Raw genomic sequence first — 15,221 nt, forward strand, 5'->3', positions numbered from 1 at the left:
CTCGATCTCGTTCGCGGGTCCGAGAAGCCGGTCTGACGACGGGAAGGCGTTTCCCCCGGCACGGATGACGGGCTGCATTCAATCCGGGGATTGAGGCTGAAAAGAGGCGCGGCCGATGACGGTTTGATGTCCTTGGCCTTCTGCTTCGGCAGGTGGACGACCATCGATCAGTTGGGAACGGCGGCGGCCACGCCCCTGATCGCGGCCCAGCCGGCGCCGATCGCGAAGATCATCGCGGCATTGCCGAGCAGCGCTGCGACCAGCGCGCAGAAACCGTCGCGTTGCATCAGCGCCAGGCCGAACAGCACGACCGGTGCCGCGAGCACCATGCCGGTGAGGGGGATCGGCAGGATCAGGAGCAGGCTCAGCACGAGACAGAGGCCCGCGATCAAGGACATCGCCGGGGGCTCGAGCATGATCGGCAGGCGCGGCTTGAGGATCCGCTCGATCTTGGTCAGCGAGGGCGCGGCGCGATCGACGATGCGCTGATAGGCCTCGCGCTTGATGTCGCGCTTGGCGAGCCAGGAAGGCAGCCAGGGATGCGGCCGCTGCAGGATGATCTGCACGCTCAGGATCGCGAGCGGAACGCCGAAGATCGCCGAGAGGCCCGGGATCGGATTGGGGATCAGGTTCGGCAGCGCGAACAGGATCAGCAGCATGCCATAGCCGCGATGCTCCAGCGCCGACATCAGCTCGCCGATGGCGATGGTTTCCGCTTTCCACCCCTTGCCGAAATCGACCAGCAGCCGCGACACGCTTTCAGGCCGGCCCGTGCCGCGCCGCGGCGGCCGTTTGCGTTTGGCGCTGTTCTCCCGGCGGGAAGAAGCGCGCGAGCGATGGGGCGTGGAGTCCGCAGTCATCGGACGACCCTACTCCGGAAAAAGCTGGCACGGCGGGGCCGTTCGAGGGGGCAACCACCAGGGATCGATGTCGCAGGGCCAGCGGCCCCAATAGACAGGGTAAACGCGGTTTCTTTATGTCCGGTTCCCGTGAATTCCCGCCCGCTCTCCGAAGGCCGGGTCTTACCGCGGTTTAAGCTTGTCACGGGCTCCACCGGCCCTAAGGGGCGAATTCCGCTTGCCACCGCGGCGCCCGCGCCGGAATGATGAGAGCCAACCAAGGGCGGAAGGCCCAGGGCCGAACCGTCCCCAACGCAACAGACACGCGGATCAGGGAGTATGGCCATGGGCGAGAAAACGACGGCGGCGCCCCGTTGCGCCGCCTTGGTGGGTCCTTATCTCAGCGGCAAGACGACGCTGCTCGAGAGTCTCCTCTTCGTCACCGGTTCGATCTCCAGGAAAGGCACCGTCAAGGAAGGCAACACGGTCGGCGACAGCGCCCCCGAGGCGCGGGCGCGCAAGATGTCCGCCGAGATCTCCGCGGCCACGACCGAGTTCCTCGGCGAATCCTGGTGCTTCCTCGATTGTCCCGGCTCCGTCGAGCTCGCGCGCGAAGCGCAGCAGGCGCTCATGGTGGCCGATGCCGCCGTGGTGGTGTGCGAACCCGAGCCGGCCAAGGCGCTGATCCTGGCGCCGCTGCTGAAGTTCCTCGACGACCGCAAGATTCCCCACCTGCTGTTCATCAACAAGATGGACATCGCCCCGCATCGCGTGAGCGAGCTGCTGGCGGCGTTGCAGGCGGTGTCGGCGCGCCCGCTGGTGCTGCGCCAGGTGCCGATCCGCACTCCCGACAAGAACGGCGTCGATCAGGTCACCGGCTATGTCGATCTGGTGAGCGAGCGCGCCTATCAGTACAAGCCGGGCCAGCCCTCGGATCTGGTGAAGATGCCGGAGACGGTGCTGGAGCGCGAGCAGACCGCGCGCCGCTCCATGCTGGAGTCGCTGGCCGATTTCGACGACGCCCTGCTCGAGCAACTGCTCGAGGATGCGGTGCCTTCGAAGGACAGCATCTATCAGCAATTGACCAAGGATCTGGCCGCCGACCTGATCGTGCCGGTCCTCATGGGGGCGGCCGACCGGGATCATGGCGTTCGCCGCCTGCTCAAGGCGCTGCGCCACGAGGTGCCCGATGCGCGCGAGACGGCGAAGCGGCTGGGGATCGTGGCCGATCCGAGCGACACCGTCGTTCAGGTGTTCAAGACCTACCACCAGTCCCACACCGGCAAGCTGTCATTGGCACGCGTCTGGGGCGGCAAGCTGCAGGATGGGATGATGCTCTCCGGCCATCGCGTTGGCAGCGTGGCGCGGATGAAAGGGCATGAGCTGGCGAAGCTGGCCGCGGCCAGCCCGGGCGACGTGGTCGCCCTCGGCCGTATGGACGATGTCGCGACCGGCATGCTGCTTTCGGCCAGCGGCAAGGCCAAGACCGCGACACCCTGGCCGGCCAAGCCGGCGCCGCTGTTCTCACTGGCGATCGACACCGAAAATCGCGCCGACGAGGTCAAGCTGACGGCGGCGCTGCACAAGCTGGTCGAGGAAGACGAGGCGCTGACGGTCGAGCACAATCCCGACACCCACGAGATGGTGCTGTGGGGCCAGGGCGAAATCCATCTGCAGATCGCGATCGACCGCCTCCGGCTCAAATACAACCTGCCGGTCAAATCGCATCGCCCGCATGTGAACTACAAGGAGACGATCCGCAAGGGCGTCAAGCATCATTCGCGCTTCAAGCGCCAGAGCGGCGGCCATGGCCAGTTCGCCGACATCCATGTCGGCATCGCGCCCTTGCCGCGCGGCAAGGGGTTCGAGTTCCATGACGAGATCGTGGGGGGCGCGGTGCCGCGGCAATATATCCCGTCGGTGGAGGAGGGCGTGCGCGACTATCTTGTCCGTGGGCCGCTCGGATTCCCCGTGGTCGATGTGGCCGTGACCCTGACGGACGGCCAGTTCCATTCGGTCGACAGTTCCGACATGGCCTTCAAGACCGCGGCGCGCATGGCGATGACCGAGGCCATGCCGAGTTGCGAGCCGGTGCTGCTGGAACCGATCTTCGCGGTGACGGTGACGGTGCCGACGGAGTTCACCTCGCGCGTGCATGGACTCATCAGCGGCCGGCGCGGCCAGATCCTGGGTTTCGATGCCAAGGAGGGCTGGCTCGGCTGGGACGAGGTCAGCGCCCAGCTGCCGCAATCGGAGCTGCATGACCTGATCATCGAGCTGCGCTCGCTGACCCTCGGCGTCGGCACCTTCGCCTGGAAGTTCGATCATCTCCAGGAGCTGATCGGGCGGATCGCCGACAAGGTGGTCGAGCAGAGGCTGCAGCCCGCGCATTGATTTTCGTATTCGAACAATCCTCCTTCCGCTCTTCGGCCTCCGAAGTCTGGCGTCGGAAGATCGTGGGGTGAGAACGGATGGGACCCAATTCTTGGGCCTCGTCGCCTTGCGTCTGCAACAGATTGGAAATAATCCAAATCGGACTTGAAGCGCCGATTCAGGCGTCTATAACTTGCCTGCCGCCCGTCAGGCCGGCCCATTTGTCATCGTCGATGGACTCTTTCGGAGGGGAAACATGGGAAAGAAGGGCGAGATGCCGATCGAGATCGGCATCGCGGAGAAGGATCGCAAGAAGATCGCCGACGGCCTGTCGAATCTGCTGGCCGACAGCTACACGCTCTATCTCAAGACCCACAATTTTCATTGGAACGTGACCGGTCCGATGTTCAACACGCTGCATCTCATGTTCGAGGCGCAGTACACGGAGCTGGCGCTGGCCGTCGATCTCATCGCCGAGCGCATCCGCGCGCTGGGTCACCCCGCGCCCGGCAGCTACAAGGCCTATTCCAAGCTCTCCTCCATCAAGGAAGCGGACGGCGTGCCCGACGCCGAGGAGATGATCCGCCAGTTGGTCGCCGGCCAGGAGGCCGTCACCCGCACCGCGCGCAGCGTGTTCCCGGTCGTCGACAAGGCGCATGACGAGCCGACCGCCGACCTGCTGACGCAGCGCATGCAGGTTCATGAGAAGAACGCCTGGATGCTGCGCAGCCTGCTCGACTGACAGGACGGTTTTCGAGTTCCCGGCGCGCCCGCGCCCGGCCTTTCAGGGCCGGTCCGCGGGCGTTGCCGTTTCTCTGGGATTGATCGCCGCCGGTGGCGAGGGTGGGGCGATATGAACCTTTTCCGCCAATCCTCGCGTGGGCCTCACTCTTTCTTGAATTGAGCGGAGGGGCATCGCGGCTTAGGTCTGGAAGGCGCAAAACGCCGGAACGACGGGGAGAGGAGCGCCGCCATGCTGATTCGGACGCGACGGAGCTGGGAATTGCCGGAGCGGGCGGCGACGCCCGAAGCGATCTTCCGCGATCGCCGACGCCTGGTGACCGGCCTGGCGCTGGGGCCGATTTTGCTGGCCGGTGCCGGCTTCGCCGGCCTTCGCCCGGCATGGGCCGCAGCCATGGCCGACCCTTCGGCCAAGCTCTATCCGGTCCCGCATAACGACAATTACAAGCTCGACCGTGCGCTCACCGCCGAGAAATGGGCGACGAGCTGGAACAATTTCTACGAGTTCAACGAAAGCAAGGATGTGGTCGCGGACGCGCAGGCGCTTCCGATCCGTCCCTGGACCGTCAAGATCGACGGCATGGTGGCGCAGCCGATCGAGATCGGGATCGACGATCTCCTGGCCAAGATGCCGCTCGAGGAGCGGCTCTATCGCCATCGCTGCGTCGAAGCCTGGTCGATGGCGGTTCCCTGGAGCGGCTTTCCGCTGAAGGCGCTGGTGGCGATGGCGCAGCCTTCGGCCGACGCCAAATATCTCCGCATGGAGACCTTCGAGAATCCCGACGTGGCGCCCGGCCAGAATCAGGCCTGGTATCCCTGGCCCTATGTGGAAGGCTTGACCATGGCGGAGGCGACGAACGAGCTGGCTTTCCTCGCGACCGGCGTCTATGGCAAGCCGCTGCCGCCCCAGAACGGATCGCCCCTGCGCCTCACCGTGCCGTGGAAATACGGGTTCAAATCGATCAAGTCGATCGTGCGCTTCAGCTTCACCGACCAGCAGCCGATGAATTTCTGGCAGGCGCTGCAGTCGAGCGAGTATGGCTTCTGGGCCAATGTGAATCCGGAGGTCCCGCATCCGCGCTGGAGCCAGGCGCATGAACGCGTGCTCGGCACCGACGATGTGGTGGCGACCCAGCTCTTCAACGGCTATGCCGAGCAGGTCACCGAGCTCTACAAGGATCTCCAGAACGAGCGGCTCTACGCTTGAGCCGGAGGCGGCGATCCTCGGCGGCAAATCTATGTCGCCGTACTCCTATCTCCTCCCCCATGCGGGTGAAACGGTTGGGGGTGACGAGATGGAGGATGGTTGCGATTCGGTCGTAGAAGGTGTCGAGGGTACGTTCCTTGGCCTTTCGCGGATGGGCGTTGAGTTGGGCGAAAGATGGCTCGATCGCATTGAGGTCGGGGCCGCAGGGCGGCAGATAGCATAGCTCCGCGCCGACGGCTTCGGTGATCCGGCGCACCTCGTTGACCTTGTGGGCGGACAGGGCGAAGTACGGTTGACCGTCTTCGCGAGACTCCGAGTCGCGCGGGGCCTTGCGGTAGAGCGCGCTACTGCCGCCGCCCCACTGTCACAGCCCGCTGGCAGCCCCTCACATGCGGCGACATCAGTTCGTCATGACCGAGCCCGGCTCCGCTTTCGTCGCCAGCCGGCGCGACGAATAGCAGGATCTGCTGTGCATCCAGGAGGGGCGCGCCGTCGGCAACGACAACGCCGATACCCACAGCCGCCTGCTATCTGAGCCGGAGAACTCAGGTACTACAAAACCCGGACATGTGATGTGTCACCGACACGCCACCCGAGCCCAGTTTTGCTCCGCCGTTGACAAGCGTACAATGGGGAACGCAGCTCGACGTGCCCAGCGGCCGGAACGGGTGCTCTCTGTCACCTTTGGCGTCGCGGCCGCCCGGACCATCGGTTCAGGAGGCACGACCATGACGAATGAAAAGCCGATCGCCGACGAGCGCGCCTATAGGCCCGCTCAACCGGTTGTCCGCAAGATCGACAAGGCGGACCTCAGAGACGCTTTGGCCAGGGGCCTGGCCGACTTCAATGCGATGCCAACCCATCTGGTTTTCCTTTGCTTGATATATCCCATCGTCACTCTCGTTGCCGCCAGGACTGCCGCCGGATACGAGGTGTTACCGCTGGTCTTCCCGCTCTTTGCCGGATACACCCTGATCGGCCCGTTGGTCGCGATCGGCATGTACGAACTGAGCCGACGTCGCGAAAAGGGTCTCGATATCTCCCGGAGGCACCTCTTCGACGTTCTCCGATCCCCGGCCATCGATGCCATTGTGGTGCTCGGCATCGTGCTGATGGGGATCTATTCCGCGTGGTTGTTCGCAGCGCAGACCATCTACGAGCTATATTTCGGCAGCGCGGTGCCGGCGTCGATTGCGGAATTCGCCCGCCAAGTCTTCACCACGCCGTCCGGCTGGGCACTTATAATCGCGGGCTGCGGCGTTGGTTTCCTCTTCGCCGTCGTGGTGTTCACCCTCAGCGTGCTGTCCTTTCCGCTGCTTCTGGACCGCGACGTCGGCGTCATAACGGCGGTCACAACATCGGTAAGAGCGGTTCTCGCGAACCCGACAACGATGGCGATGTGGGGCTTCATCGTCGTCGGCGCCCTGGTGATTGGCTCTCTGCCTTTTTTCGTCGGCCTCGCCGTCGTGCTGCCGGTGCTCGGGCATTCGACCTGGCATCTGTATCGCAAGGTTGTGAAGAGCTGAACGCTAGGATCCCGTCGCGAAGAATATGATCCGCGTGAAGAAGGTGTAGCTCGCTTCCAACGTCATGAGTCCCACGAACACCAACACCAAGGCCGGCGGGAGCAAAATGGCAAACATCAGGGCGAGCCGCTCCCAGCGCATATGCATGAAGACGGCGACGATCAACCCTGCCTTCACCACCATGAACAGGAGGATCAGAGACCATCTGAGGGTGCCCTGAAGGTGGAAGTAGTCGACGAGATAGGAGAAAGTGCTGAAAACAAACAGCAATCCCCAGATCGCGAGATAAATACCAATGGGATGCTGCTGGCCCTCCGCGTGCGCTGTGGCTCGCTTCATTGAATGCTGCTGGCTCTCTGCTTGCACCATGTTTCCCTCACCAGAGATAGAAGAGCGCGAAGATGAACACCCACACCAGATCGACGAAATGCCAATACAGACCCATGATTTCGACGGCCTCGTAGTTCCCCTTCCTGCTGGTGAAAAAGCCGCGCCTGTTGCGGTCGAAGTCTCCCCGCCAAACCTTCCGAGCAATGATGATCAGGAAAATCACGCCGATCGACACATGCGTGCCATGGAAACCCGTGATCATGAAAAACGTGGAGCCGAACTGGGCCGCGCCGAACGCATTGCCCCAGGGACGCACCCCTAGCTCCACAATCAGCTTGGTCCACTCAAAGGCCTGCATTCCAACGAATGTAGCGCCAAACAGCGCGGTCACCAACATCAAGACAGCGGATTTGACGCGATCGTGTCGATAGCCGAAGTTGACGGCCATCGCCATCGTCCCGCTGCTGCTGATCAAGATGAACGTCATGATGGCGATCAGGATGAGGGGGATTTTTTTGTCCCCGATCTGCAAAGCGAAGATCTCACTGGGGTTCGGCCACGGCACCGTCGTGGACATTCGCACCGTCATGTACGAGAGCAGAAAACAGCTGAAGATGAAGGTGTCGCTGAGGAGGAAGATCCACATCATCGCCTTGCCCCAGGAGACGTTCTTGAACGCCCGCTGGTCGGAGGACCAATCGGCGACGATGCCTTGCCAGCCTTCGGGTCGCGTGAGGGGCTCTGTCATAGGCTTTGATCCCGATTACCTGATTCCACAGATGGCTAACAAAGTGCCCAGAGTATCGTTGCCTGAAAACAGCAGACCGAAAAGGATCAGCCAAACCACGAGCAGGAAGTGCCAGTAAACGGCACACAGCTCCACGCTCAGGCGCAGGCGGACCACGTCAAAGCCGCGCCACAGTTTGGCGGTGGTCCTGCCCCAAGCCACCAGACCGCCCAACAGGTGCAGCCCGTGCAGCGCGGTGATCAGGTAGAAGAAAGCGATCGCCGGGTTCGTGATGTCGAAGGCAATCATCATGTTCAGTTGGCGCCAGGCCAAGATCTGCCCGCCCAGAAAGGCAACGGCGAAAACACCCCCGGCAATCAGGCCGGCCGTCACACCGTTTATTTCGCCGCGACGTGCTGCCATCCGCGCCCATTGCATCGCGACGCTGCTCAGGGCCAGCATGGCCGTATTCAGCCACAACAGCCACAGCTGAGGCGTGGGGCGCCAGTCCTCATACTCCATCCGGCTTCCGTAAGCCATGATCAGGAGCAAGAACAGGACCGTGACCACGGCAAGAAACACCCTCAGGCCGAGCGTCGCCGTAGGCACGGAGAATGCGCTTCCATCATGCAAGTCCACGACGTTGCCCTGTATCGGCGCCCAGGGCTTTTCTGTCATCTGACGGAATAAATTCATGTCTTATCCACCCCGAAGCCGGGCGCCCCGGCTCGTCTCGAAGCCATTCGTGAGACCGCTTGGGCCATCAATCGCCTCTATTCCGCCGACCGGGCCGCGACGCCGGGAAGCTCCTCATGACCTTCGTCGGCGGTTACCTGATCGGGCGGAAGGTTTTGCGGTATGAAGTCCCGGTCGGCGCCCGGCACGCCATACGCGTAAGCCCAGCGATAGACCACCGGCAGGGTCGGGCCCCAGTTGCCATGCCCCGGCGGGCTATCAGGTGTCTGCCATTCCAGCGTGGTGGCGTGCCAGGGGTTGCGGCCGGCAAGTTTGCCTTTGAAAGCGCTCCACGCCAGGTTGAACAAAAACACCAGCTGGGTGAAACCCACGATCAACGCCATGACGGTGACGAATTTGTTCAGCGTTGCGGCCGATTCAGGGATGAAGCTGGTTTCTCCCAATTCGAAATATCGGCGCGGCACACCCAGAAAGCCCAGATAGTGGAGGGGGAGAAAAATCGAATAGGCGCCGAGGAAGGTGACCCAGAAGTGAAGCCTGCCCAGCCGCTCGTTCAGCATTCGCCCCGTTATCAAGGGGTACCAATGGTATATCGCTCCCATGATCACGAGGATTGGCGCCACTCCCATCACCATATGAAAATGAGCGACCACGAACATGGTGTCGGAGAGCGGAACATCCACGACGGCATTGCCGAGGAACAGCCCCGTGATCCCCCCGTTCACGAACGTGATGATAAATCCGATGGCAAACAGCATCGGAACCGTGAGGTGAATGTTGCCGCGCCACAGGGTCAACGTCCAGTTGTAGACCTTCAGGGCGGTGGGGATGGCGATGATGAGTGTGGTGGTGGCGAAAAAGAAACCGAAATACGGGTTCATGCCGCTGACGTACATGTGGTGCGCCCACACCACGAAGCTGAGGCCGCCGATGACCACGATCGCCCAGACCATCATCCGATAGCCGAAGATGTGTCTCCGCGCATGGACACTGATCAGGTCGGATACCATGCCGAACGCCGGCAGGGCGACGATGTAGACCTCGGGATGGCCGAAAAACCAGAACAGGTGCTGAAACAGTATCGGACTACCGCCGCTGTATTTGAGCTGCTCCCCCATCGCGACAATGGCCGGCATGAAGAAGCTGGTCCCCAGGATCCGGTCAAACAACATCATCACGGCGCTGACGAACAAGGCGGGGAAAGCCAGCAGCGCCAGGATGGTGGCCGTGAAAATGCCCCATACCGACAAGGGCAGGCGCAGCAGCGTCATCCCTCGTGTACGGGCCTGCAGCACCGTCACCACATAATTCAGACCGCCCATGGTGAATCCGATGATGAAGAGAGCCAGGGAGACGAGCATCAGAATAATGCCCCCGCCCGCTCCCCCCGGAGTGCCGGAGAGGATGGCCTGGGGCGGGTACAGGGTCCAGCCGGCGCCGGTGGGCCCGCCCGGCATGAAGAAGCTCGCGACCAGCACCAGCACGGCGAGTAGATAGATCCAATAACTCAGCATGTTTACATAGGGGAAAACCATATCGCGGGCGCCCACCATCAGCGGGATGAGGTAGTTGCCAAAGCCGCCCAAGAACAGCGCGGTGAGCAGGTAGATCACCATGATCATCCCGTGCATCGTGATGAACTGGTAGTAAGCGCTTGCATCGATAAAGGAGAAAGTGTCCGGGAACCCCAGTTGCAGTCGCATCAGCCACGACAACACCAGAGCCACCAACCCTATCGAGATCGCCGTGAAGGCATACTGGATGGCGATGATCTTGGCGTCTTGAGAAAAGACGTACTTCGTCACCCAGCTTTTCGGATGGTAAAGCTCGACCTCTGCAACTTCGGCCGGCGGAACATCTTTGGCTGCGGTAGGTGTGAAATAAGACATCAGCGCACCCTCCTCGTTTTCTTTGCGGGAGGCTCTCCTAGTTCGAGTCCCTCCGTGCAAAGCCCGGCTCCGCGGAGGCTGTCTCCCGCTTGCTCGAGACCGGAATTAATTCCTCTCCTGTACCATTCCCGCCTCGAGCCAACAGCTGCGCGAACGTCGGCTGCTCTTTCAACCACGCCTGATAGGTGCTCTCCTCCTCGACCACGACCTTGGCACGCATCGTATAGTGGCCAACGCCGCATAGTTCGAAGCAGAGCACATCGAATGTTCCCGTTCTGGTGGGGATGAACCAATAGTAGGTGACCGTACCCGGCACCATGTCCATCTTGGCCCGGAACTGGGGCACAAAAAAATCATGCAGGACGTCTATGGAGCGGAGCAACACCTTGACCGGCTTATTGAGCGGAAGGTGTATCTCGTCGCTTTCGATCAGGACGTCGTCTCGCCCGTAGGGATCGTTCGGGTTCAGACCAAACGGGTTTTTGGAACTGATGTTCCGGGAGTCGGACGTGCCCAACACGCCGTCCTTTCCGGGCAATCGGAAAGTGAACTGCCACTGCTGGCCCATAACCTCGAATTCCGCCGCCTCTTTCGGGACCGTGACGAAACGGTCCCATACGAACAGGCCTGGGGTCAGCATGCCCGCGACGCCCACCGTGGTCAGTGCGGTGAGCCACCACTCCAGCTTCTTGTTCTCCGGCTCGTAGGTCGCCCGTCTTCCCTCCTGATGACGATAGCGGAACACGCAATAGGCCATAAAACAAATGATGCCGATGAAAACGACCCCGGTGATCCAGAATGTGATGATGATGGTGGTATCGACGTAACCCCAGTTTGAGGCGATGGGCGTCCACCACCACGGGCTCAGAAAGTGAAATGCGACAGTGCCGACGGCCACGAGAAGAATTGCCAGTGCTACAGCATTCTTCGTCGCCCTTGCCCCTATGTCTGGTGTGACGCTCGACCCCTCCCGGGCAGGCCCTTCGGTCGGTTCCTGCTTGGGCTTCTCGGCTTCGTCGAAGGTCAGCTTCATGAAGTAGAAGACGAGCAGCACGCTGATCACGAAGAAGAGCAGGCCGCCGTAATAGCCGACCGGGTTGTCGACGCCGCTGCGGGCGGCGGCGAACAGGCCGCTGACGCCGACAATGGCAATGAGGCCCCCGAGCATCCAGTTGGGAGCGCCCGCCATGCGGCCGAGGACGGAGAGGCCGGCCATGGCCAGCAGGATCAGGCCGATACCGAGAACGACAATCGGGACCGTCATAATGTGACCCCCCGCCGTCGACCGAATGGGCCACAAGATCCGGTATTGTGGGTGTTCTGGGGAGCATGCGGGGTAGCGCGCAGCATCTCCTCGATTAGCCGCAGGGAGGGCTTGGCCGGAACCCGGCTCTCAAGGTCCACGTAGCCGAAGGGGCTACTGCTCGACTGGTCCTGACCTCGCATCCTGTCCTCCGGTTCGTCGACCGAAGGATTCACGTCTCGCTATCAAACGTGAGGAGCCTTTCAGCAGCATGCTGATCTGATCTCTCCCGTAGGGCGTCAAAAATCGACGCCATTACGCTCACTTTGATAACCCTATAAGATATCATTGACATCGCCATCTTGGCTAGAGGCAGGATTGTCGCAGCCTGTTGCGGCCCGGGGGCACAGTCATGACAAATTTGGAGGCTATCTGGGGAATGTCGGTAGAAACCACCGGCGCAGCCCAGGGCATCGCTCAATCCGCCGGCGCGCGGGTAAGAGATTACTTGGCCCTGCTCAAGCCGCGGGTCATGTCGCTCGTCGTGTTCACGGGCTTCGCTGGCCTGGTCGTGGCGCCCGGCGGCCTGCATCCGTTGCTGGCTGCGGTGGCAGTGCTGTGCATCGCCGTCGGCGCCGGGGCGGCTGGGGCGATCAACATGTGGTACGACCGCGACATCGACGCGTTGATGGAGCGGACCCGCAAACGGCCGATCCCGGCCGGACGGGTGGCTCCCGACAGGGCACTCGCCTTCGGCGTCACGCTGACCCTGTTCTCGATCATGCTCATGGGTGTGGCGGTCAACTGGACCGCCGCGGCGTTGCTCGCGCTCGCCATCGGCTTCTATGTCTTTGTCTACACCGTCTGGCTGAAGCGGCGCACGCCGCAGAACATCGTTATTGGCGGCGCGGCGGGGGCCTTTCCACCAATGATCGGCTGGGCCGCGGTGACTGGGGCGATCAGCCTCGATTCCTTCGCGTTGTTCCTGATCATCTTTATGTGGACGCCGCCGCACTTTTGGGCGCTCGCGCTGTACCGGGCGAACGACTACGCCAAGGCTGGCGTGCCTATGCTGCCGGTAGTCGCCGGTAAGGCCAAGACCAGGCGCCAAATCCTGATCTATACGTCGCTGCTCGTGCCGCTCAGCTTCGCGCCCTTGGTTTTGGGCATGGCCGGGATCGCCTATGGCGCGGTCGCCGCGGTCATGGGCACCTGCTTTCTGCTACTTGCTGTCCAGGTCCTGCGCGAGCGGGGCGGACGCGCCGCACGGCGTATGTTCCGCTTTTCGATCCTCTATCTCTTCGTGCTGTTTGCGACGCTCGTCATCGACCACGTGTCGGCCGCGGCCTTTGCGCAGCGGGCCGGGGGCTGATCAATCCGCCGGCTTGAGACGAACTTCGGCCGAGCTCCAATACCGCGCCAGGCTCAATGGCTCCGGTCATTCGGTGCTATAATTCTTGGATCCGAACGTCTCCAACGGGAGGACGCCATGCCGAACTTGCCGAACTGGCTCATCCTTGCACTCAGATGGGGCGGTCTCGCTTTGGCGGTGGTAATGGCATTGACCCTGGCCTATTTGAAGATATCGGCGCCGACGCCTGAGGCGGGGGCGATGCCTGAACCAAGCGCGGCCCCAGTGACGCTCTACTGGATCTTGCTGGGGGTCGGTGTGATCGCCACATTGGCCGGCTTCACGATAGGACGAAAGAAACCCTGAGGACAGGCCGGCCTCGATCGCGTTGACATGCGGCTCGCGAATTCGGGCTGGACATCGCGCCACGGCGGCGCAGCTATTTGCCGCTCGGAATTCGGTTGATGTCCTGTTCGATGGTGGCCGCGTCATCTGGCATGAAGCGCTTCACCAGGTCCATGCGGTCCGGAAGAAAGCGGGCGGCCTTCTTCTGTGCAGTCCTGAAGTCTGAACGCATCGCCTCGACAAAAGGTTGTAGCGCGCTTCAAGGGTATGCTTCTGCGCCAGTTGCTTTAGATGTTCCTCTTGCATCTATCTCATCGTCTGGCGCACTGCGTGCAGACGCGGCAGTTCGACCCCGCCAGTCGGGGCAGGATCATCGGCGGTGAATGTCGGAGCGGCGGCGATCAACGGCAGGAGGATTGGTTTGTCGACCATGGCGGCGCTCATGTGATTGGGCATAGAGCCCAGCATGGCCGCCAGCCCAACTTCCGCACCGGCAGGGCCCGAATGAGCGGCTCTACGCTTGAGCCGCCGGTGCTAGAGCAGGTCCTCCCAGATCCGCGATAAACCTTCGCCGATCCGGTCCGGGAGCGGGCGGTCCTCCCAGCTCTCGACGTCGAGCGCCATCGCTTCCTGCTGCTGCGTCTCGAAATGCGCCTCGAACTGGCGCGCGCTGTCGGTCCCGAGGATCACCACATCGACCTCGTCGTTGAAGAGCACGCTGCGATGGTCGATGTTGGAGGAGCCGATCGACGACCAGACGCCGTCGATCGTGGCGAACTTGGAATGGAGATAGGCGTCGCGGATCTCGTAGATCTTCACGCCGGCCTCGAGCAGATCCTCATAGTTGGAATGGGCCACCGCGAGCGCCAGCTGCGAATCGCTGATGCCGGGCAGCAGCAGCCTGACATCGACGCCACGGCGCGCGGCGGCGACGAGCTCCTGCATCTCCTGCCGGGTTGGCACGAAATAGCCGGTCGCCAGCCAGACCCGATTCTCGGCATAATGGATGGCGGAGAGCAGGGTCGCGTAATAGCGCGGCAGGGGCTCGTCGGGGCCGCTGCCGATCACCCGCATGATCTGGTTGCCGGGTGGCGGCGACGGGATTTCGGGGGCGGCCGCGGAGATCGCCGGGCCGCCCTGGCGTTGCCAGGTGTCGAGGAACAGTTTCTGGATCTCGGCCACCACCGGCCCCTCGATCTCGACATCGGTGTCGTTCCAGACCGGATTCTTGGAATCGATCTTCCCGGCGCCGCTCAAGGGCGAACTCTGGTAGGACTGGCTCAGATTGACGCCGCCGACGATGGCGATCTTACCGTCGGCGACCAGGATCTTGCGATGGTCGCGGTCGTTCGGCGACGCCGTCGCGTCGATCGGATTGAGCGGATTGAACTCGACCATGTTGATGCCGGCCTGCTTCAGCCGGTCGATGAAGGCCTGGGGCGTGTTGGCATAGCTGATCGCGTCATAGATGACATTGATCTCGACGCCCTTCTGCTGCTGCTCGATCAGCAGATCGCCGAGCTTCCGCCCGTCGCTCTCCACATCCTCGAAGATGAAATATTCGAGATTGACCTGATGCTGGGCGTTGCGGATCGCGGCGAAGATCGCCCTGAAGGTGCTGAGCCCGTCCGGCAGCAGCTTGACCCGGTTGTCGACCGTCAGCGGGCTCTCAGTCACCGATTCCTCGACCGCGATATGCCGGCGCAGGATCTCGCCTCCAACCTCGGTCTCGAGCTTTGCCAGAGTCGCTCGGCTCTGCTCCTCGGTCAGGGGGTCCTGCGCATCAAAGAGACGCGGTGTCATAGTCGTCGTCGGCGCTTGCGCGATGATACCGTCCATCGGCGGGACCGGTGCACAGGCCGACAGCGTGACCAGTGCGGCGCCGACCAGGAGGGAGAAAAATTTTCGCGGCGATGGTTCTCGCCACCGCCCCATGAAAGGGCCTGTTTGCAGC

15 protein-coding genes are annotated in these 15,221 nt (G+C 62.4%); 6 read left to right on the forward strand and 9 right to left on the reverse strand.

From position 1 onward, the window contains the following. Positions 1–167 precede the first annotated feature (167 nt). Positions 168–860, reverse strand: coding sequence for an exopolysaccharide biosynthesis protein (locus ACREE8_RS15015; RefSeq protein ID WP_431573820.1), 693 nt, complete (start codon positions 858–860; stop codon positions 168–170). 324 nt (positions 861–1,184) lie between these two features. On the opposite strand from ACREE8_RS15015, the gene ACREE8_RS15020 reads away from it, so the two are divergent. The 3 genes from ACREE8_RS15020 (at position 1,185) to msrP (ending at position 5,160) form a co-directional block, all read left to right on the forward strand. Next, complete coding sequence (locus ACREE8_RS15020) at positions 1,185–3,233, forward strand: elongation factor G (protein ID WP_431573821.1); 2,049 nt, start codon at positions 1,185–1,187, stop codon at positions 3,231–3,233. 235 nt (positions 3,234–3,468) lie between these two features. Continuing rightward, on the forward strand, positions 3,469–3,954 hold the full coding sequence (locus ACREE8_RS15025) for a Dps family protein (RefSeq protein ID WP_151176150.1): 486 nt from the start codon (positions 3,469–3,471) through the stop codon (positions 3,952–3,954). 231 nt (positions 3,955–4,185) lie between these two features. Continuing rightward, positions 4,186–5,160 carry a protein-methionine-sulfoxide reductase catalytic subunit MsrP gene (msrP, locus tag ACREE8_RS15030; protein WP_431573822.1) on the forward strand — a complete coding sequence of 325 codons (975 nt, stop codon included), beginning with the start codon at positions 4,186–4,188 and terminating at the stop codon, positions 5,158–5,160. Here msrP and ACREE8_RS15035 read toward each other — a convergent pair. After that, positions 5,114–5,440: a transposase gene (locus tag ACREE8_RS15035; protein ID WP_431573833.1), complete on the reverse strand. Its 327-nt coding sequence runs from the start codon at positions 5,438–5,440 to the stop codon at positions 5,114–5,116. The genes msrP and ACREE8_RS15035 overlap by 47 nt on opposite strands. 448 nt (positions 5,441–5,888) lie before the next feature. Between ACREE8_RS15035 and ACREE8_RS15040 the strand changes: the two genes are divergently transcribed. Further along, positions 5,889–6,686, forward strand: coding sequence for a DUF2189 domain-containing protein (locus tag ACREE8_RS15040; protein ID WP_431573823.1), 798 nt, complete (start codon positions 5,889–5,891; stop codon positions 6,684–6,686). Between the two features lie 3 nt (positions 6,687–6,689). Here ACREE8_RS15040 and ACREE8_RS15045 read toward each other — a convergent pair whose 3' ends face one another. From ACREE8_RS15045 to ACREE8_RS15065, 5 genes are all read right to left on the reverse strand, one after another. Then, the gene (locus ACREE8_RS15045; protein WP_431573824.1) at positions 6,690–7,055 is read right to left on the reverse strand and encodes a cytochrome C oxidase subunit IV family protein; all 366 of its coding nucleotides are present in this window, start codon (positions 7,053–7,055) and stop codon (positions 6,690–6,692) included. A 7-nt stretch (positions 7,056–7,062) separates the two neighbouring features. Next, positions 7,063–7,764 carry a heme-copper oxidase subunit III family protein gene (locus ACREE8_RS15050; RefSeq protein ID WP_431573825.1) on the reverse strand — a complete coding sequence of 234 codons (702 nt, stop codon included), beginning with the start codon at positions 7,762–7,764 and terminating at the stop codon, positions 7,063–7,065. Positions 7,765–7,779: 15 nt separating this feature from the next. After that, positions 7,780–8,439 carry a cytochrome c oxidase subunit 3 gene (locus ACREE8_RS15055; RefSeq protein WP_431573826.1) on the reverse strand — a complete coding sequence of 220 codons (660 nt, stop codon included), beginning with the start codon at positions 8,437–8,439 and terminating at the stop codon, positions 7,780–7,782. 77 nt (positions 8,440–8,516) lie between these two features. Next, complete coding sequence (locus ACREE8_RS15060) at positions 8,517–10,328, reverse strand: cytochrome c oxidase subunit I (RefSeq protein ID WP_431573827.1); 1,812 nt, start codon at positions 10,326–10,328, stop codon at positions 8,517–8,519. A gap of 37 nt (positions 10,329–10,365) precedes the next feature. Next, on the reverse strand, positions 10,366–11,592 hold the full coding sequence (locus tag ACREE8_RS15065; RefSeq protein ID WP_431573828.1) for a cytochrome c oxidase subunit II: 1,227 nt from the start codon (positions 11,590–11,592) through the stop codon (positions 10,366–10,368). 418 nt (positions 11,593–12,010) lie between these two features. Between ACREE8_RS15065 and ACREE8_RS15070 the strand changes: the two genes are divergently transcribed. After that, positions 12,011–12,943: a heme o synthase gene (locus ACREE8_RS15070; RefSeq protein ID WP_431573829.1), complete on the forward strand. Its 933-nt coding sequence runs from the start codon at positions 12,011–12,013 to the stop codon at positions 12,941–12,943. A 117-nt stretch (positions 12,944–13,060) separates the two neighbouring features. Beyond that, positions 13,061–13,288, forward strand: coding sequence for a hypothetical protein (locus ACREE8_RS15075; protein ID WP_431573830.1), 228 nt, complete (start codon positions 13,061–13,063; stop codon positions 13,286–13,288). Between the two features lie 73 nt (positions 13,289–13,361). On the opposite strand, the gene ACREE8_RS15080 is transcribed toward ACREE8_RS15075, so the two are convergent. Beyond that, the gene (locus ACREE8_RS15080; RefSeq protein WP_431573831.1) at positions 13,362–13,499 is read right to left on the reverse strand and encodes a hypothetical protein; all 138 of its coding nucleotides are present in this window, start codon (positions 13,497–13,499) and stop codon (positions 13,362–13,364) included. Between the two features lie 302 nt (positions 13,500–13,801). Continuing rightward, positions 13,802–15,221 (reverse strand): phospholipase D-like domain-containing protein (locus ACREE8_RS15085; RefSeq protein ID WP_431573832.1); only part of this gene is annotated, 1,420 nt, incomplete at its 5' end.

Origin of the sequence: Hypericibacter sp., from assembly GCF_050729195.1 — a bacterium.
Classification (GTDB): Bacteria; Pseudomonadota; Alphaproteobacteria; order Dongiales; family Dongiaceae; genus Hypericibacter.

Coding starts and splice junctions, on each gene's coding strand:
- ACREE8_RS15025 (WP_151176150.1), top strand. CDS start 3,469: ATGGGAAAGAAGGGCGAGATGCCGATCGAGATCGGCATCGCGGAGAAG.
- ACREE8_RS15075 (WP_431573830.1), top strand. CDS start 13,061: ATGCCGAACTTGCCGAACTGGCTCATCCTTGCACTCAGATGGGGCGGT.
- ACREE8_RS15015 (WP_431573820.1), bottom strand. CDS start 860: ATGACTGCGGACTCCACGCCCCATCGCTCGCGCGCTTCTTCCCGCCGG.
- msrP (WP_431573822.1), top strand. CDS start 4,186: ATGCTGATTCGGACGCGACGGAGCTGGGAATTGCCGGAGCGGGCGGCG.
- ACREE8_RS15045 (WP_431573824.1), bottom strand. CDS start 7,055: ATGGTGCAAGCAGAGAGCCAGCAGCATTCAATGAAGCGAGCCACAGCG.
- ACREE8_RS15055 (WP_431573826.1), bottom strand. CDS start 8,439: ATGAATTTATTCCGTCAGATGACAGAAAAGCCCTGGGCGCCGATACAG.
- ACREE8_RS15020 (WP_431573821.1), top strand. CDS start 1,185: ATGGGCGAGAAAACGACGGCGGCGCCCCGTTGCGCCGCCTTGGTGGGT.
- ACREE8_RS15050 (WP_431573825.1), bottom strand. CDS start 7,764: ATGACAGAGCCCCTCACGCGACCCGAAGGCTGGCAAGGCATCGTCGCC.
- ACREE8_RS15065 (WP_431573828.1), bottom strand. CDS start 11,592: ATGACGGTCCCGATTGTCGTTCTCGGTATCGGCCTGATCCTGCTGGCC.
- ACREE8_RS15060 (WP_431573827.1), bottom strand. CDS start 10,328: ATGTCTTATTTCACACCTACCGCAGCCAAAGATGTTCCGCCGGCCGAA.
- ACREE8_RS15040 (WP_431573823.1), top strand. CDS start 5,889: ATGACGAATGAAAAGCCGATCGCCGACGAGCGCGCCTATAGGCCCGCT.
- ACREE8_RS15070 (WP_431573829.1), top strand. CDS start 12,011: ATGTCGGTAGAAACCACCGGCGCAGCCCAGGGCATCGCTCAATCCGCC.
- ACREE8_RS15080 (WP_431573831.1), bottom strand. CDS start 13,499: ATGCGTTCAGACTTCAGGACTGCACAGAAGAAGGCCGCCCGCTTTCTT.